Origin of the sequence: Xenorhabdus griffiniae (assembly GCF_037265215.1) — a bacterium.
GTDB lineage: Bacteria > Pseudomonadota > Gammaproteobacteria > Enterobacterales > Enterobacteriaceae > Xenorhabdus > Xenorhabdus griffiniae.
In genome coordinates this window covers 179,521-198,197 of the sequence record NZ_CP147737.1, presented here as the reverse complement: position 1 = coordinate 198,197, position 18,677 = coordinate 179,521, and the positions used below count along the sequence as shown (strand labels likewise).

The 18,677-nt window shown below is 41.0% G+C and carries 18 protein-coding genes and 2 pseudogenes; 12 read left to right on the top strand and 8 right to left on the bottom strand.

From position 1 onward, the window contains the following. Window positions 1–21: 21 nt before the first annotated feature. The 10 genes and pseudogenes from WDV75_RS00925 (at window position 22) to WDV75_RS00885 (ending at window position 7,373) form a co-directional block, all read left to right on the top strand. On the top strand, window positions 22–429 hold the full coding sequence (locus WDV75_RS00925) for a hypothetical protein (RefSeq protein WP_273557441.1): 408 nt from the start codon (window positions 22–24) through the stop codon (window positions 427–429). Window positions 430–508: 79 nt separating this feature from the next. After that, window positions 509–1,285, top strand: a complete 777-nt coding sequence (locus tag WDV75_RS00920) for a Thoeris anti-defense Tad2 family protein (RefSeq protein ID WP_273557440.1) — start codon at window positions 509–511, stop codon at window positions 1,283–1,285. A gap of 275 nt (window positions 1,286–1,560) precedes the next feature. Then, window positions 1,561–1,691 (top strand): annotated as a pseudogene (locus WDV75_RS22060) (IS200/IS605 family transposase); the annotation flags it as partial. Between the two features lie 79 nt (window positions 1,692–1,770). Then, window positions 1,771–1,933, top strand: a pseudogene (locus WDV75_RS00915) (type II toxin-antitoxin system RelE/ParE family toxin); the annotation flags it as partial. A gap of 685 nt (window positions 1,934–2,618) precedes the next feature. After that, window positions 2,619–2,846 (top strand): ferrous iron transporter A, encoded by a 228-nt coding sequence (feoA, locus tag WDV75_RS00910; protein ID WP_074020765.1) that lies wholly within the window; start codon window positions 2,619–2,621, stop codon window positions 2,844–2,846. Between the two features lie 125 nt (window positions 2,847–2,971). After that, a complete protein-coding gene (feoB, locus tag WDV75_RS00905) occupies window positions 2,972–5,284 on the top strand; it encodes a Fe(2+) transporter permease subunit FeoB (protein WP_273557555.1) in 2,313 nt (770 codons plus the stop codon). A 22-nt stretch (window positions 5,285–5,306) separates the two neighbouring features. After that, a complete protein-coding gene (locus WDV75_RS00900) occupies window positions 5,307–5,546 on the top strand; it encodes a FeoC-like transcriptional regulator (RefSeq protein ID WP_189759708.1) in 240 nt (79 codons plus the stop codon). A gap of 144 nt (window positions 5,547–5,690) precedes the next feature. Continuing rightward, complete coding sequence (locus WDV75_RS00895) at window positions 5,691–6,134, top strand: OsmC family protein (RefSeq protein ID WP_273557439.1); 444 nt, start codon at window positions 5,691–5,693, stop codon at window positions 6,132–6,134. A gap of 227 nt (window positions 6,135–6,361) precedes the next feature. Continuing rightward, window positions 6,362–7,075: a hypothetical protein gene (locus WDV75_RS00890; protein WP_273557438.1), complete on the top strand. Its 714-nt coding sequence runs from the start codon at window positions 6,362–6,364 to the stop codon at window positions 7,073–7,075. Beyond that, window positions 7,065–7,373 carry a DUF2645 family protein gene (locus tag WDV75_RS00885; RefSeq protein WP_273557437.1) on the top strand — a complete coding sequence of 103 codons (309 nt, stop codon included), beginning with the start codon at window positions 7,065–7,067 and terminating at the stop codon, window positions 7,371–7,373. Before WDV75_RS00890 ends, WDV75_RS00885 begins: the two co-directional genes overlap by 11 nt. 253 nt (window positions 7,374–7,626) lie before the next feature. Here the strand turns inward: WDV75_RS00885 and WDV75_RS00880 are convergent, their stop codons facing one another. The 7 genes from WDV75_RS00880 to WDV75_RS00850 form a co-directional block, all read right to left on the bottom strand. Next, a complete protein-coding gene (locus WDV75_RS00880; RefSeq protein WP_273557436.1) occupies window positions 7,627–8,106 on the bottom strand; it encodes an Hcp family type VI secretion system effector in 480 nt (159 codons plus the stop codon). 329 nt (window positions 8,107–8,435) lie between these two features. Beyond that, window positions 8,436–9,503, bottom strand: coding sequence for a flavin-containing monooxygenase (locus tag WDV75_RS00875; RefSeq protein WP_273557435.1), 1,068 nt, complete (start codon window positions 9,501–9,503; stop codon window positions 8,436–8,438). Next, window positions 9,500–9,745, bottom strand: coding sequence for an acyl carrier protein (locus WDV75_RS00870; protein WP_189759709.1), 246 nt, complete (start codon window positions 9,743–9,745; stop codon window positions 9,500–9,502). Before WDV75_RS00870 ends, WDV75_RS00875 begins: the two co-directional genes overlap by 4 nt. Next, the gene (locus WDV75_RS00865; protein WP_273557434.1) at window positions 9,742–11,439 is read right to left on the bottom strand and encodes a fatty acyl-AMP ligase; all 1,698 of its coding nucleotides are present in this window, start codon (window positions 11,437–11,439) and stop codon (window positions 9,742–9,744) included. The genes WDV75_RS00870 and WDV75_RS00865 overlap by 4 nt, the downstream gene beginning before the upstream one ends. Next, window positions 11,436–12,617 (bottom strand): cysteine desulfurase family protein, encoded by a 1,182-nt coding sequence (locus WDV75_RS00860; RefSeq protein ID WP_273557433.1) that lies wholly within the window; start codon window positions 12,615–12,617, stop codon window positions 11,436–11,438. The genes WDV75_RS00865 and WDV75_RS00860 overlap by 4 nt, the downstream gene beginning before the upstream one ends. Further along, window positions 12,614–12,970: an iron-sulfur cluster assembly scaffold protein gene (locus WDV75_RS00855; RefSeq protein WP_273557432.1), complete on the bottom strand. Its 357-nt coding sequence runs from the start codon at window positions 12,968–12,970 to the stop codon at window positions 12,614–12,616. The genes WDV75_RS00860 and WDV75_RS00855 overlap by 4 nt, the downstream gene beginning before the upstream one ends. A 9-nt stretch (window positions 12,971–12,979) precedes the next feature. Next, window positions 12,980–14,161 carry a LuxE family acyl-protein synthetase gene (locus WDV75_RS00850; RefSeq protein ID WP_273557431.1) on the bottom strand — a complete coding sequence of 394 codons (1,182 nt, stop codon included), beginning with the start codon at window positions 14,159–14,161 and terminating at the stop codon, window positions 12,980–12,982. A gap of 534 nt (window positions 14,162–14,695) precedes the next feature. Between WDV75_RS00850 and emrA the strand changes: the two genes are divergently transcribed. Further along, complete coding sequence (emrA, locus tag WDV75_RS00845; RefSeq protein ID WP_273557430.1) at window positions 14,696–15,883, top strand: multidrug efflux MFS transporter periplasmic adaptor subunit EmrA; 1,188 nt, start codon at window positions 14,696–14,698, stop codon at window positions 15,881–15,883. 13 nt (window positions 15,884–15,896) lie between these two features. After that, window positions 15,897–17,405, top strand: coding sequence for a DHA2 family efflux MFS transporter permease subunit (locus WDV75_RS00840; protein WP_273557429.1), 1,509 nt, complete (start codon window positions 15,897–15,899; stop codon window positions 17,403–17,405). Here the strand turns inward: WDV75_RS00840 and WDV75_RS00835 are convergent. After that, on the bottom strand, window positions 17,398–18,279 hold the full coding sequence (locus tag WDV75_RS00835; RefSeq protein ID WP_273557428.1) for a helix-turn-helix transcriptional regulator: 882 nt from the start codon (window positions 18,277–18,279) through the stop codon (window positions 17,398–17,400). The genes WDV75_RS00840 and WDV75_RS00835 overlap by 8 nt on opposite strands. Window positions 18,280–18,677 lie beyond the last annotated feature (398 nt).

Here is an 18,677-nt window from a genome sequence, read left to right as displayed (position 1 = left end):
ATGAATATAAGCGAGGTGTTTATGTCTAACGTTAATCAGCAAGAAAAACAGGTACTAGATTCCACACGGGTACACAATGTGATAATAGGCGTGTACCCAGATGGCCCTCTTCCGGCGACCGGGAATTATGCTATGGGTGTCAGAGTTACGGATGAAGATAATAAAGGGGTAGCTAACCAGAGAGTTAAATTGAGTGTAACCGATTCACAGGGGAAACCCGTATTGGGCGAGGATGGCAAACCTCAAGTATACACCAATGCTGATGGGAGTAATGATACATTAACCGATGATAATGGTGTGATTTACTTTACACCGTCTCTTGCGCTTAACAACTACCAAACCCAAGCTGGAATATACACAATAGATGCCCATGTGGAAGGCTCTGGAATAAAACCTGAGCAGGAGCAGGTGGAATTCATAAATATCTAAAGAACGTTACTGTTCAAACTGATTATTATCACGTAAATGAAATGACCTTTTACTTTAATGATCAATAAGTGAGGAAATTATGTCAGTAATAAATAAATCAGACAGTAATATTGCTCAACAATGTTCATTTACCCCTGACCAATTCAAGGTTAACGTCACAACTAAAATTGATAATGATATCACTGCACCTATTGGCTCTTTTCCGTGGGCACTCATTCAGGTGTATTTAGGCAAGAAAGTGTATAGACGTAATTGGAGCTATCCTGTTGAATACATACATCTTGTGTCTGATAGTTCGCCTTTAATTGAGAAGCGTAATCAAGGCAATATTACCACTTGGCAGCCAACACCAGAAGATTTAACAGCTTGTGACTGGGAATTACAGGGGGATCCCAATCTGGAATTTGATCTTACAGTGGGAGTAGGAATATTTGAACGTGAATCTAACCCACCCTGGGGATATGTTGATAAAAATCAAACTTATCTAGCTGGATTATCTTCTCACATTGGTAGCTTAAAGCTAATTAAGAATAATTCAGATATTAATAACATAAACATAAAAACATTCTTTTGGCCGTATAATGCAAATTTAACTATTCGAATCCCCTATGATAACAACCAAGAGAATGGTAAAAAAATGGTAGAATTGTTTAGTAAAAATCTCACTGTAATGGTTGATAATGTACATTATATTCTTGGAAAGAATACAGGTTATTTTGTGGGTAATGGTAACGAATTAAGATACGAGTTATATTATAACGGTGATATCAATAGTGACCTGAAAAAATTAGGTGACCAGGTGAAAAAAAACGTAGGTAAAACACTTCGTCTTCGCTTGGTGTGGAATGATAATTAACTTATAACCTAAATTCAAGGCTATGCTTCCGGCATGGCCTTTTTGTTTTTCTGAACTTTTTGTTCAGACAAAATAAAATGGATCACATATTAAATAATTATATTACCATTGAAAATAATATTTACGATCAATGGAGGTTATTATCACTGTATTGTGCATTCAGGAAAATATCAGCAGTAGATTTTAAATTTACAACCCAGCAGATTATTCACTCTGAGAGTCAACAGATTTTATAATGTTAAGCCAGATATTAATGCGTATTTGTGGCCATGTGGTTTCATCAATATGCAAGTGAGGTCTACCGTGATTTTGGCGCTACATTAAAAGAAAGTAACGGTGATTCAGATCATGTGGAGGTGCCCCACTGGACGTCATTAAGCAATACATTCAACATCAGCGTGGTTGAGGGATATTGGGGCTTTTCAAGCCCATCCAAATTCCCCTCTCGCCTTATGCCGGCGGGAGTCCCCTTTGGAGAAAAAGATGGCTCGCGGTATCCAAATATGAAAGAACTTCGAATACAGCATAGTGGTGAGCCAATTAGAGCATTTTTCGCATTTGACCCATCGAAACGCAATCGTGCTTTGCGCTGGTAATAAGACCGGAAAAAACCAAATTGGGGATTGCGCAATCATCGGTTGGTGGTGAAATGACATTGGGAGTCAAACTACCTGACGATAAATCAATGAATTTTTCTATTTAAAGATTCAAACAATTATACTGAACACCACTACGATAGTTGCAGATGTAATTCATGTGGCAATCTGGTTGAGATTAATGCATATAGTTAAAATCACATGAAAAACCGACCAAAATTTTTTCGCAAATTTCCTCGTTCAACCACGACACATTGGTCATGTCTAGAGGCATTAATTCGGGACGTCCGGCTCCTGTTTAAATCATTTTATTCACAGATTATTATTAATTCAGCACAGCCCACAATCAATAAATGGGCTGTAATTAATTGAAAAATCATTCAGTTATGAATACCAAAACGTCCGGTAATCTAATTCAAGCCAATCATTTGTTAAATTAATAATAAAATAAAAATCAATCAGCCCTGTTCATTAACAGGGCTGATAAATAAGGCATTTTTTCCGAATATTAAATATTCTTGATAATGACTTATTTTCAATAAAACCACCATTAATTTGATTAATATCAATTCATTTCCATATTATCCAATATGAATAGCTGACATCGCAGTTGCGTATTATTATCATTAGCAACTATAATTCAGAGGAATTACCATACTTTTTCCTTGTGGTTCTCCCGTTATTGAGGATAATAATTCTTATAATCACTTATTTTTTCAGTTAGAGCGGAGATTTATATGGTTCTTATTCCAGAACGTAGGTATAAAATTCTGGGATTTTCTCCAGAAATTACCCCAGCTTACCGACAAAAATTATTGTCACTCGGCATGTTACCTGGCTCCACATTCCAGGTCATTCGCTTCGCGCCATTGGGCGATCCAATACAAATCGAAACACGCAGAGTTAGCCTTACCCTTCGTAAGCAAGACCTGGCATTTCTTATGCTGCATGAAGATCTGAATTAACAAAGCCCTAAGACGATTCGGTTCAGAATAACCATCGTCCATACACTTTTTGTAACCCGATATAACCAGAGTACTGAATGTATAGCTAAGGTACGAATTCGCTTTCCTGATTGGCAGAAAGTATGATGAAACAATTAACGATAGGCCTGATTGGTAATCCCAATGCTGGCAAAACAACGCTTTTTAACCAGCTTACTGGCTCCCATCAACGAGTGGGAAACTGGGCTGGCGTTACCGTAGAACGCAAAACCGGCCACTTTACTACCGATAACCATCAGGTTGAACTTGTCGACCTCCCTGGCACTTATTCGCTTACTACCATTTCTGAGCAAACTTCCATTGATGAGCAAATTGCCTGCCACTATATCCTCAGTGGTGAAGCGGATATGCTGATTAATGTTGTTGATGCATCTAATCTGGAGCGTAACCTTTATCTCTCACTACAATTGATTGAACTGGGTGTTCCCTGCATCATTGCACTGAACATGCTGGATATCGCCCAAAATCAACGCATCAATATTGATATTCCTGCACTGGAGAAACACCTTGGCTGTCCGGTCATCCCGCTGGTTTCAACCCGTGCCACAGGGATAGATGTACTCAAAAAAACCATCGATAATTACCCACAGAAATCTGATCCTGTACAGGTTAATTATCCTGATGCGTTATTGCAGGAAATTTCCCGCCTTTCCAGCCAGATCACAGAAAAATTCACACTACAACAGCGCCGCTGGCTGACTTTGCAAGTCCTGGAAGGGGATATTTACAGCCGCGAGGTATCAGACCTGACTCACGCACAACTGGCTGAAAGCAAAGAGCGCTTGCAAAAACAACAAATTGACGAACCCGATCTCATCATTGCCGGCTCACGTTATCAAACCATCAGTGAAATTTGTCGGGTGGTCATTGATACCCGCACAGCCACACCCAACAAACTAACCCAAGTGTTAGATACCGTTATTCTGAACCGCTGGTTGGGTTTGCCTATCTTCCTGTTTGTCATGTACCTGATGTTTGTGCTGGCTATCAATATTGGTGGCGCCTTACAGCCTATCTTCGACGGCGCTTCCGCTGCCATTTTCATTGATGGAATGCAATGGCTCGGCCATATTCTCCATTTCCCGCATTGGTTAACAGTGTTTCTTGCTCAGGGAATTGGTGGGGGTATCAACACAGTACTGCCGCTGGTTCCCCAAATTGGCATGATGTATCTGTTCCTCTCCTTTCTGGAAGATTCCGGCTACATGGCACGGGCGGCATTTGTCATGGACAGGTTGATGCAAGCCATAGGATTGCCGGGTAAATCCTTTGTGCCCCTGATTGTTGGCTTTGGCTGTAATGTGCCTGCCGTGATGGGTTCAAGAACACTGGATGCCCCTCGTGAACGCTTGATTACCATCATGATGGCACCGTTTATGTCCTGCGGGGCAAGGCTGGCGATCTTTGCCGTCTTCGCGGCGGCGTTCTTCGGCAAAGAGGGAGCAAGCATTGTTTTCTCCCTGTATATCCTGGGGATTGTTATCGCCATCCTGACAGGGCTGCTGCTCAAATTCACGCTAATGCGGGGTGAAGCCTCGCCATTTGTCATGGAGCTGCCGGTCTATCACGTTCCCCATGCCAAAACCCTGCTGCGCCAGACATGGCAGAGGCTGAAAGGTTTTGTCATACGTGCTGGTAAAGTGATTGTCGCCGCGAGCATGTTGATTGGTGCCCTGAACAGTTTCTCCTTCTCCGGTAAGACCGTGGACAATATCAACGAATCGGCGCTGGCCTCCGTCAGTAAAGTGCTCACGCCTATCTTGCAACCTATCGGTGTGCATGCCGATAACTGGCAAGCAACCGTCGGGCTTATCACTGGAGCGATGGCAAAAGAAGTGGTTGTAGGAACCCTAAATACCCTCTATACCGCAGAAAATATTAACCAAGAGCCATTCAACCCAGATGAATTTAATTTACTGAATCAACTCAAAGATTCTGTCGCAGAAACGTGGGATAGCCTGAAAGAAACCTTCACCTTGAGCGCACTTTCCAACCCGATTGAAGCCAGCAAAGGCGATGGCAACATGGATCGTAGCTCTATGGGAACCATGAGCGCTAAATTTGGCTCTGCCATTTCCGCTTACAGTTACCTGATTTTCGTGCTGCTGTACGTGCCTTGCGTTTCCGTGATGGGAGCCATTGCCCGTGAAACCAGCCGTGGCTGGATGACATTCTCGATTCTGTGGGGATTAAACGTCGCTTATTCTCTGTCAGCACTGTTTTATCAAATCACAACGTTTTCAGCTCATCCACAAAGTAGCCTGATCACCATTCTGGCCGTGATCCTATTTAACATTCTGATAGTGATTGGTTTACGCCGCGCACGCAGCCGAGTCACTGTGACATTCAACAACGCCACAGACCGTCGTTGCGAATGCTCAAACAATAGCTGTCACTAGCTGGAGCCATGAGGAGCCATAAATGATTAACCTGCTGAAAATCAGAGATGCTGTTGCCCTCAACGGGCGCACGGATGCCAGATCATTAAGCCATCAGTTTTCAGCACCGCTGCCAATGGTGGAAGCCATGCTCAAGCAGCTTGTCATCATGGGTAAACTGGAGGAAGTGGATGCTTCCTCCTGCCTCAGCGGGGGCTGCAAGCAGTGCCCGGAGACACAAAAATGTGATACTAAAGCCTATCAGCTTACCGTAAAAAAATAAGGAACTCCCTGCCTTATCGCTATAATTACCTTGTAGAAAAATCCCTTCTAATAAGCGTTTAAAAAGAATACATAGATTAATTATAATTATCTCTTTATTATCTGAAATGCGGTATCCCTATATTAATAACCTGAGGATAGTAATATGCCTAAAGAGTTATTCACTGCAGCAGTTGAGTCAATTGGCAATCTCAAAATGAAATGCTCATCGCGAGATTTTACCTTCCATCTAGACGAACCCAAAAGCCTCGGTGGAACCGATGAGGCAATGAATCCAGTAGAAGCGTTACTTTCTGCATTTGGTGCATGTCAGTGCATTGTGGCAAAAAGTTTTGCCCGCAAGCACAAAATCAATTTGATCGATATTCAGGTTAAAATAGAAGGAGAACTGGATACCGATGGCTTCACAGGTAGAAATAAAAACGCCAAAATAGGATTTTCAAAAATTACCTCCAGATTTTATATTAAAGCAGATAATACCGAACAAGAGATCCGCGATTTTATTACTTTTGTCGAAAGCAATTGCCCTGTTCTCGATACTATCGTGAATACACCAGAAATTGTGACTGAGGTTTATCCGAATAAATAAATGGTTATACCCATTAAACTTCAAGTTGCAATTTACAACACGATATGAAACCTAATTTCTCCCCGCGTCGCGGGAAGAAATTACATGCATTTTGAAGTTGGATTGGTATAGTTGATTGGATGAAATCGATGGAGGAGGACTAGCTGTCCTCATTAAAAACATGTAGATTTTCTTCAGTAATTGCTCCAAAATTGTTCCAATATCATAACTACATGGATGATGTGAACATGAAAAATTCTTACTGCACGGTTGATGAATTGGGATTTCCGAAATTTGATGCACTCGATTTTATGCGGTATAAATTTTTACCGGACAACCCTAGATTTGTAACAGGAGAAAGCTATTTATGGGCTTATAAAGCAGCTTACTTGCAATATAATAAAGATTTAATCATAAAATATGCACATGAAGCTAAAATACCGGTACTCCTGCTTGCTGGTGTCGCTGTTGCTGAGGCCGGAGGAAAGCCAGATAGAATTAAAGCCTATGGTGTTTTGCAGGTAAGGCAAATTTTTCATGACACATTTAATGGTGACAATAAAAAATCAAATGCAACATCAGTTGGTGTGTTGGCCATTCAATTAAGGGCTGCGGCAGAAACGTTGGGAATAGACCCCTCGACGTTAACGACAACACAACAATTGCAACTTGCTAATTGCCTACTAACAGATGATTTCAATATAAGAGCATCTGCCTTTCATTTAAGGGATTTAATACTTCATGATTATCCTGATATAACAGATACAAGTGTGCTCACTGATGAACAACTAATATTGGCAGGTTCTCGATATAATAGAGGAATAGCTAGAGACAAAAAGGATTTTTTAAAATCCATCCATTCACCGAGCAATTTAAAAGAGAGGGATTATAGCTCATATGGAAGGAGAATAGTAGAAAAGAAAAAATCAATATATATGATATTAGGGGTTAATGGTGAATAATAAAATAAAATACATCATCTATTATGTATTTTGTTTATTAGTTATATATTCGTTTTCTTTTTTTGAAGAAGAAATATATATTGATGGCGCGGAAATAAAAAATGCGTGTGTCGCTCATCGCACATTTGTCGCTGATGATACACGAGATGTCTCCGCTCCTGTGGCTGCTTTGTTCATACTCCCCTTGCTATTCAAAACAATAAAGATTAAGTTTAACTCATTGAAAATAAACATCATGCTGATATCATTGATTCTGTATTGGGCATGGCGTTTTTTTATAAGAATAATGCTTTGTTGATCCCTCTAAAACAAGTAGAGGGGACCTAATATTAACGCGATGTTCGACTTTAATATCCTATAACGTTGGTTTGTTGAAGCCAGTCGGGTTGACTTTTACCTTGTTTAAAATTGGCAAAAAACACCCAAATGATAAAATCTTGCTGTGACATAGCCTTTTTTTCCTTTATTTCTCTCAGTTTGGCGACTTAAAGTTAATAAAGGACTGGCTATGTCATTTCAACTCACCATAAAAGTCGAACATCGCGTTAATATTAATAGATTCTATCTTCCCAAAAAGTATATCCAGAAGTTCCGGCAGTGTGATGCTGCCACGTGATACTCGCATAGTTTATAGATACCATCTCTTCTGGCTGATGATTATCATGATTTATAGAATGAGGGTAATTAACATTCATTCTTTCTATAAATGCTTTTATTAATTTAACGGAATAATATAGTTCGTTTCCACCATTCATCGATGTTCTATAAAAGAAAAACTCAATTTCAAGCTCTTCGTTCTCCGATATTGCAACACCGAGTAAGGGTGATGATTTATCTATTGGCTTTATAAATGAAACAGGACGGTGATTAACATTACTCATTCTTGTGATTTCATGTTCAAAGGAAATAATCAATATCTCATTTTCATGACCCGTTTGATATTTGTTGCCTATGGAATCAAAGGTGGAGCAACCCGCCGATATCAAACCTTGTTTCTTTCCTTTTATTGTTGCATATATTAAATTCGCCACATAATCTCCTAGATTAATACAGTACTCCCATTGCAAAGAGAATTAATGATACAAAATTATTTCATTCTAGCGGTATTTAAAAAAACATTCAGTGCCTAATTTAATTTGTTATATACCCATTAAACTTCAAGTTGCAATTTACAACACGATATGAAACCTAATTTCTCCTCGCTTCGCGGGGAGAAATTACATGCATTTTGAAGTTGGATTGGTATATATACTTAATAAACTTCAAGTTGTAATTTACAACATTATATGAAACCTGATTTCTCCCCGCTTCGCGGGGGAGAAATTACATGTATCTTGAAGTTGGATTGGTATAGATGCAATTAAGACCCCAGCTTTTGTTCTACCCACTGTGCGACCCGTTGTGCATCTCTGGCTGCACCAAGTAATAATTCAGAACTACGGCTACTGAGCCATTTTCTGCCTACAATAAATAACCCTGGATAAGCTGTTTTTCCTCCATTAATATGACCACTTTCGCAGATAAAACCTTGCGAATTGCTAACGCCAGGCAAGGTTAACCAATCCGTGACTTCCTTATACCCTACACACCAAATCAATCCATCAATGTGATATTTTTTACCTTGTTGGTCATACAATGTTTCGTTTTCAGCCCTTACTAATTTTTGCGCTATCTGTACATTAAGCGCAGACAAACGCTGGTTATTAAGCTCACCACATGGAAGTGGATTACGTCGTTGTACTATTTTACCGACCAGGCTCGATGTATTTGCATACAATATCCTTGACTTATGCAGCCACCAGAACAAATCCTTACCCATAACCCGATTGGGTACAAGCGGGCGAGGGGAACCACAGAATAATGTCATCTTCATCGTGGAAGAAAGTTCTTGTGCTATCTGTCGGCCACTGGCGCCATCACCTATGACAGCAATCCGTGACCCCGCCTGAAATTGCTCGGGGTTCTGATAACGATCAGCCGTCAGTTGCTGGACAGAAGGAGATAAATCGCTCGCCATCTCAGGGATAATTGGTACTTGGTTAGCACCAGTGGCATTAACTAAACAAGGAGCAGAAAACTGCTCCCCTTTTTGCGTGGTCAGAGTAAACACCCCATCTTGATGTTTTACACTGATCACCTGCATGCCCGTCAATACATGTAGATTATGATGATGCGCGTAACGTTCCAGATAATCCGCTATCTCATCCTTACCCGGATAGCCATCAGGAGAACCCGCCAAAGGAAAATCAGGCAGCTGGCTCATCATACGGGAAGTAAATAACAACATATTGTCAGGGCGCCGACGCCAAACATCACCAATACGCGGGTCTCGCTCCAGAATCAATGTGTTAATTTTTTTTTTGTTAAGGGTAACAGCCAGTGTTAGCCCCGCTTGCCCTGCACCAACGATTAAGCAATCGATTTTCATGGCGTCGGCTCCAATTGCAATATATGTTCAGCCAGAGCGTGGATAGTGGGGTATTCATAGCCAAGAATAGGATCCAATTTTCGCTGTAATGTTTTTTCTAACTGACTAATCAGTGTTACCCGGCTTGCAGAATCCAAGCCAAGGCTATCGAAAGAAACGTGTTCACCGATAGGAATATCATGGCGTTGGAAATAAGGTGTCAAATATTCAATCAGCCAGCCTTTTAATTCCAGCTCGGTCATATTAATGCTCCTTGAGTTTCGGTGGTAGACAACACATCGGCTAACTGTAATTTGCCTTGCAAGTAAAGCGAACGGCAGAGTTTTCGTTGTACTTTTCCACTGCTAGTTGTAGGCAATTTATTAGCTTGAATAAACACTAAGTCAGCGATATCGATATCGAACGCTGCATTGAGTGCCTGAATTACATTTCGTCTCAATTCTCTGAAATTGTGTTCTTGTTCCACATTTTTTTGCAGCTCGATGGCGACAACAACCCGCTGGCCCAGTTCAAATGCAATTGCTTTTCCTGGACGAAAGGCTGTGGATTGCATAGTAGCCGTGTACTCAATGTCCTGTGGATAGATATTCCGCCCTCGGATAATAATCAGATCCTTCAAACGGCCGGTGATCAACAAGTGATGTTGGTACAGACAACCAAGATCACCGGTACGGAGAAAAGGCCCTTCTCCAGTGGTCGTATAGGCCATGAAGTTTTCTTGAGTCTGTTGCGGATTATTCCAATATCCTATGGCAATACTTGGTCCCTGCACCCAGATCTCACCGATTTCATCAGGCTCACACAATACTTTTGTGTCGGGGTTAACAATCACGACTCGGTGATCAGGTGCAACTTGACCACAAGCTTGCATGACAATCCCATCAGGTTTTAAGGCCAATTTCCCTTTTTCCAGGCTGTCGCTGCACAGCGTGAAACTCAGTGGCAGATCCTCACTCGTGGATGAACTGATTACCAGTGTTGCTTCAGCCATACCGTAACAGGGGATTTGGCTTTGATAAATAAATCCATATTCCTTAACTGCCTGATAAAAACGCATCAACGTTTCATTTCTGACTGGCTCGGCACCATTCCCCGCCCAACGCCAGCGGGACAGATCCAGATTAAGTCCAGAGCAATCTTGGTCAGCACATAAGTCGTAAGCAAAATTAGGGGCACAACAGAATTCTGCTTTATAATCATGCATCAACTGTAACCAACGTAATGGCCGCTGGATAAATGACAAGGGTGACATGAAGTTATATTGTCCACCGAGTGCCATGGTCATTAAAATATGTCCTACCAACCCCATATCATGAAACTGAGGTATCCAGCCTCCAATGACTAATCCTTCATGCAAGCCAAAAGTATTATTCATTGCCCGCAAGTTATGGATTAAGTTATCGTGAGTGACCATCACTCCTTTAGGAACATCGGTGGAACCAGAGGTATATTGTAGGAAAGCCAATTGTCCCGGACTGATTGAGGGAAGTTCCGTGCTTTCATCTACCGGCTGATTTTCCGAGTAATACATGATCCCCAGATCAGGAAATTCATTTGATAAAACCCGGCTTAACTCTGAGGTGGTCAGAATCACTTTCGCTTCTGAGTCATTCAAGATCTGAGTTAACCTTTGTAGATGGCGACTTCCCCGAACGACATTGGATGGAACAGCAATAGCCCCCGCTTTAAAACAGGCTAATAATCCGACAATAAACTCCAGACCAGCAGGGTACATCAGAATAACCGTTTTCCCTTGTTGTCCTCCAGCAACGAGGGCACAAGCAAGTTGATGGGAACGTTGTTCCAATTCTTGCCAAGTCAGGGTAACCGTCTCTGAATCTCCTGAAGGTAAAAAGCGATATACAATTTGATTTGGCTGCTGTGAAGCATAATGTTTAAAACAGCATAATAGTGTTTGAGCATGCTCCAACATCATCTTTTTTGTTCTCCTGCAATGGCCAATAAATGCCGTGTTTCCTGTTGTAAGGCATTAGCCAAGACACTCACTTCATGCCGCTCGGTAACATGTCCAAAGCTGATCCGCAATGCACTATCGATATAGTCATGAGGAGATTGCATCGCAAGTAAAACATGTGAACGCTGAGGTGAATGAGCGTTATTGCTACAAGCAGACCCCAGAGAAACAGAAATACCGTGGCATAAATCCAATCGGCTTGCTAACGCTTCCGCCCTAATACCAGGGAAACTGACATTTAATGTCCATGGAGCCTGATATTCAGGATTTGTCTCACCATTTACGTGATAATTCACACCCAACTTATCTAATTGAGTAAGCAGGTACGTTCTCATTTCACGGCAGTAATCAATGCGTTGAACCAATTCTTCATAAGCTTCTTTTGCGGCAGCCGCTAATCCGGCTATTCCTAATGTATTTTCTGTACCACTACGTAAGCCGTGTTCCTGCCCACCTCCATGGAGTAAGGGATTGATTTTCACTTGCTGGCTGTAATACAGCCCTCCCACCCCTTTAGGGGCATAAAACTTATGCCCGGAAAAGGAAATAGTTAGTGGGATATCATCAAAACGGCTTATCGGCCATTTTCCTACCGCTTGTATGGCATCGAGATGAAGATGGATACCTTTTCCTTTCAGCCTGGAAGCAAGCTGATCGTAAGGTTGAATAACGCCAGTTTCATTGTTGATTACCATCAATGCGATGAAACACGTTTGAGGTGTGATAGCACGACATAAGGTGTCCAGATCAACTCTTCCTGTTTTACTCGGCTCAATGACAGTAAGCTTTAAGCCTTGCGTCTGGTACCAACGCAGAGGTTCCAGAATTGAAGAGTGTTCAATTGCGGAGCAGATGGCGTGATAACGTGACAATTGACCAACCGGAAGCTGGCTGAATACACTGTGCAAAGCCAGATTATTGCTCTCTGTCCCCCCAGAAGTAAAAATGATCCTTTCTGGCGAACCTCCCACTAATTGAGCGATTGACTCTTTTGCCTGATGAATCAACGTCACCAGATTTTGGCTTAAACGATATCTGCCGGAAGGATTGGCAAATTGATCCAACACGCCCTGAATTGCCGTCTTTGTCTTATGACTCAGTGGCGTTGTCGCATTGAAATCAAAGTACAACATTGTCATATATGCACCCTTACCTGCTGAAAAAGAGCGTGCAACATTTCCAGACAATGCTGCTGTGAAGGTTGCAGTTTACCCAACATGCTGTCGATCTCTTGTGTGCTTAATTGGGCGATTTCTGTCAGAGTTCTTCCCTGAACTTGGCGACAAAACTGGTTAGACATCGCTAAAGAAGTCGTACATCCCCAAGCTTGAAAACGGGCTGCACTGATGCGCCCTTCTTCACTCAATGACAAATCAATATTCACTGTATCCCCACACACAGGGTTACCCAACTTCAACTGAATATCAGGATTTGTCAGGCTGCCCTGAAAATCAGGATTACAGAAGTTATCAGTGATAATTTCATTAAACATGATTAGACCTCACTGAGTAACAGGGCATACATCCCTTTGTTCATCAGCCGACATTTTACTTTCCAGATTAACGGCACAGCAGCCGAATTCCGTTGCAGAAGGCGCCCGCATAACATATTGCATACGTTGCGAGTTACGCCCTGATGGATCGCGATCAGTGCGCAGGTAAATCATGTCTTCAGTCAACAACATGCCCGGTGTTGAGCGTGCTATGGGATCAAAAATAACAAGCTGACCGGTTTCACCATCAGCCACTTCTCGGGATAAATTTTCCGGATCACGAACAGAGAAATGAATATAAGGCGGTATATGTTTTTGGTTAAACTCATCCTCTATCGCCAAAAAGTTAGCTTCGACCAGTCCGTACATATCACGAACCTGATTAGCTGGAATACCTAACCAAGTTTCCAGCTCCTGATTAAACTCGGTACGGGAGATCATGGCACCAGTGAAACGCTTCCAACCACCAAGTGTAATGATCATACTTCCGCTATCCAGTTCCAACTTAGTATTTGTCGCTTTTAAGAAACTGATAAAGCGATGAATAAGGAATGGAGGCCCTATCAGATGGCGGGTAAATTTTCCTTGCCACTCGTTTAATTGACTGACAGCTTCTTCTGGGACAAAACGCTCTTCCTTAACCATAAAGCGATTTGTATCCAGCAACCCAGCCAACCAATTAAATGCTTTGATCATTCCCATTTCAGGAATTTCCTCTGTGGAAGGACATAAACAAAGTCCCGCGCCACTGGAGAGTTTAAGCATGTCACGAAATGAGTTATAAAGACCTATGGTAGTATAATCCATTGTTTCATCACATCGACGGGCAACACTCGGGATCCCACTCGTACCTGTCGAACGCATTTCATGCTCAATGCTGGAAAGAGGTTTACTCAAAAGACGATGGCTATTTGCAGATTTGAACGTGGATACAGGAATAACTGGGATATTGACTAAATCTGTGTAATTTTGAATATCACTGGGTTTTACCCCTTTCTTTTCACATTGTTCACGGTAGTAAGCATTATTTTCAAAATGGTATTTAAAGGCATCTCTAATAACATGGGTTTTTAATTCTTGTTGTTCTTCAGTTGAGAGACTATAAAAAAAGTTACTACTTGTAATTAACCATTTTATAGCGTCACCATTTACTTCTTTTATTTTTTCATACAGCTCAGTCGATTTGAACATGTAATCTATCCTAATAGTTATTATATATTTTTTAATTGCTTTCCGGCAGTTGTGCAGATCATAGGTATACCAATCGCCTTTCCAGATGCGTTTTATCTCTTCCCGCTACGCGGGGAGAGATAAACAATCACATTGATTGCAAGCTGCAACTTGAAGTTGGATTGATATATAAGCAATTCGTGTAAGCACTTTTTGCCAAAGCAAATTTAACTATCGTGTTTTTATTTTGCTTGAATAAACTGGCTATTTTTATTTACTTTGTAAATCACTCACATACGTTCCTTACCTGCCTTACCATCATTGCATAAATTTCACTTAACATTCTATCACTTCCACATCAGCCAGATTATTCAATCCAATCATGTTATTAAGTTATAAAATGAAGATACCGTGTACCTTCAAGGTATTAGCGGGCATAACACCTAAGTATGGAATTCATTCTATGCAAGTCATATGAAAAATAGGGATGCCTGGCGGTAGCATATCAGTATAAATTTTGAATATGCTTATTAATTTAATTAATCGGAGTCGAACATGGGAAATAATAAAGTTGAAACTATGCCTGAGCCACTACAAGGAGCAAAAAATAATAAAAAACGAAAAATAATACTTTCTGTTGTTGTATTATTTTTTTTGTTCTCCGGTGCAGCTTACCTACTTTATTGGTACATGGTATTGCGTTTCTACCAATCAACAGATAATGCTTATGTTGTCGGTAATCAAATTCAAGTTATGTCACAAACCCATGGCAGCGTAAAAAATATTTATGTTGATAACACCGATTTCGTTCAACAAGGCGACCTTCTGTTAACGTTGGATAGCGCTGATGCTGAAAATGCTTTCGGGAAGAGTAAACATGCGTTAGCCCAAGCCGTGCGTGAAACACAAGAAACTATCCTGAGTAACCCCAAGCTTCAGGCTAATGTGGAATTAAAACAGCTGACTTTAGACAAGTTAAAAAGTGATCTGGCAAGGCGGGAAAAATTAGGAAAGGTCAATGTCATTGCTGTTGAAGAGCTGGATCACGCTCGTAAGGCTGTTGATATTGCCAAAGCAGATCTAAAAGTCGCTATACAGCAGTATAAGATTAATCAGGCTTTGGTTATGGGAACACCGCTAGAGAAGCTGCCCAATATAGAAAAGGCGGTATCCAATTTACGTGAAACTTGGTTGTCCCTGCAACGTACTAAAATTTACGCGCCAGTCAGTGGGTATGTATCACGTCGTAGTGTTCAGGTCGGCGCCCAAATCAATCAATCTACGCCCTTGATGATAATTGTCCCTTCTGACCAATTATGGGTTGAAGCGAATTTTAAGGAAGTACAGTTTACTAATATGCGTCTGGGGCAACCCGTCAAATTAATCAGTGATTTTTATGGTGATAGTGTGGCTTATCAGGGACGGATTACGGGTATGGATATGGGAACTGGCAGCGCTTTCTCTATCCTCCCCGCTCAGAACGCGACAGGTAACTGGATTAAAGTGGTACAGCGCCTCCCTGTACGTATTGAATTAGATCCGGAGCAAATTGCCCTTAACCCATTACGAATCGGTTTATCAATGCATGTAACTGTTGATACGAGAAAAACAGAAGGGACAACTCTGGCTAACAAAACTCCGCAACGGATTATTTATCAGACTGATGTGCTCTCATTCGATAATAAAGAAATAGATGAAATTATTGAACAAATCATAAAAAGCAATACCAGTCATGAAAATTAAGGATCACACAGCTATGGAACTTTTATCAGTCAGCCAGCGCTGGTGGTTAATCCTGTCCCTGGCGATTATCGCTTTTCTGCAAATTTTGGATTTGACGATTGCTAACGTAGCATTGTCAACCATTGCCGGTGATCTTGGATCATCTGTGTCACAAGGCACTTGGGTTATCACGTCATTTGGTGTTGCTAATGCGATCTCTATCCCTTTGACGGGTTGGTTGGCAAAACGAGTGGGGGAAGTGCGACTGTTTGTCATTTCGACCGTGCTTTTCATTATTTCTTCTTGGTTATGTGGCATCTCCAATAGCCTTGAAATGCTCATTATTACCCGAATTATACAAGGCGCGGTTTCAGGCCCTATCATCCCCTTATCACAAAGTTTGTTGCTGGCAAATTTTCCTAAGTCTCAACACAGTATGGCTTTGGCCATTTGGTCTATGACCGTCATTATAGCCCCAGTTTGTGGGCCTATCCTCGGTGGATGGATTAGTGATAACGTCCACTGGGGATGGATTTTCTTAATCAACGTTCCCATTGGTTTGGTCGCTATTTTTATTACTTATTTACTGTTAAATAAGCGCGAAACCAAAACTGAAATTATTCCGGTTGATACAGTGGGCTTGGTTCTACTCGTTGTCGGTGTTGGCTGCTTACAACTGATGTTAGACAGGGGGAAGGAGCTAGATTGGTTTAATTCCAATGAGATCATCGCACTGGCTATCATTGCCACGATAGGTATCATCCTGTTTGTCATTTGGGAACTGACTGATGATAACCCGATTGTTGATTTATCCCTGTTTAAATCTCGTAACTTTACGGTAGGCACGATTTGTATCAGTTTGGCATTTCTATTGCACATTGGTGTCTTAGTCTTACAACCCCAGTTACTACAGACAGTTTTTGGTTACACCGCTACTTGGGCAGGGTTTGCATTAGCGCCTCTGGGCATCCTTCCCATTTTTCTGGCTCCGGTTATTGGCCGCTTTGGTGCCAAAATTGATATGCGTTATTTAGTCACCCTTAGCTTTATTGTCTTCTCTTTTTGCTTTTTTTGGCGGGCGCATACTTTTGAGTCTGGGATGGATTTTTCCAGCGCAGCATGGCCACAGTTTGTACAGGGAATAGCGATTGCCTGTTTTATTATGCCACTCAACGTGATTATTTTATCTGATATCCCTCAGGAAAAGATCGCTTCGGCAGGCAGCTTGTTTAACTTCTTTCGAACCCTGGCGATATCGATAGGTACATCGTTAACCAATACATTGTGGTCGCGCCGTGAGGCTGTTCACCATTCTCAGCTCACTGAAAACATCACACAAAATAACGTCCTTGTTGATTTAGCTTATCAAGATATCAAGCTGCTGGGATTGTCTGACCTACAGGCAACTATTTTTCTCGCGAAGAAAATTACTAACCAGAGTTTAATTCTGGCAGCTAACGAAATTTTCTGGCTCTTTGGTTTTATTTTTCTGGCACTCATTTTGATTCTTTGGTTGTCCAGATCGAATTTATCACCTAAATGATTCGGGGATTGGCTTCTTTTTCATGATGGTTTTGTCTCTCAGCAATATTATGTATTGCTTGTTTATTGATGTTATAGCGGCATTGCGCAGTGTTACAGTCGAACTGTAGATTTTGTTGGATTATATGTTTAAGGTCAGAAGGGCGTATTCCATATGCCATTTTGCACGTCCGACTAAAATGAGCTGTATCAGAAAAACCGCAGTTATTAGCAACCAATGTTAAAGAATCGGTCATATAAATTTCTTCAATAGCATCACTTAAACGTAACCATAGCAAGTAAGCGCGGAAATTAATTCCCACTTGATCGCGAAAAAGATGTAAAAAACGGCTTTCAGAAAGGTAAATTTTATCAGCGACCTGACGGGATGAAATCCGCTTTACGGATAGCGATTCGATAAACGTAACCGCTTTTAAAATACGTTTATCAAACTGACAATGGCATGGCAGATATGGGCTAAGTAACAAGTAAATAGTAAATGTGTCAGGTTTTTCACCACAAAGAAACGACTTAATGAGATAATCCGTTACAGCCACAATGTCATCATACCCCAGCGAAATAACTGCCAGATCCTCCGTGAGATGGCTAAATAAATGGTAGTGCTCATCGATCGGTTCAATGAGCAATGTAATGCTACAAGTATTGGATGAATCCAGCTTATGCATCACATTTGAACGAATAAGAAAACCATGAGAGGAATGAATCTTATCCTGTATTGATAAGGTGAGCAATTCATGACTATGTAAAGATAGACTGAGTTGAATACAGGGATGTTGGTGCCATTCAGTTGATACATTGTAAATAAAGTTTAATTCACTAGTAGCATGTTTATATTGCCGGATAACCTTAGGGGCAGCTTGAATATTTGATAGCATAGCCTCAATCCTTATCAACAAAGCAGTGAGTGAATATAGTCTACCTTAACTTGCAATGCACTCTAGATTAATCGGTTAGCGGGTATGTCGTCAACCAACAGCAATTTACCAATTTAATTTCAAGATGCGCATACAAAGTAAAGTTTACATGAGAGATTAGCGTAAAAAATATTTATTATTTACTCTTGGAAAATGCTTTCTCAGTACAAACTCACTCACTGTTTTAATATAATTAATATTATTCCCTAGAACTAAATTTTATTACTTCCGTTAAAATTGAAAACTAAAAAATAGTCCCTTATTATCTGGGGTGCATTTCTATACCAATCTAACTTCAAGATGCACGTGATGTCTCCCCGTTTCATATCGTGTTGTAAATTGCAACTTGAAGTTTAATG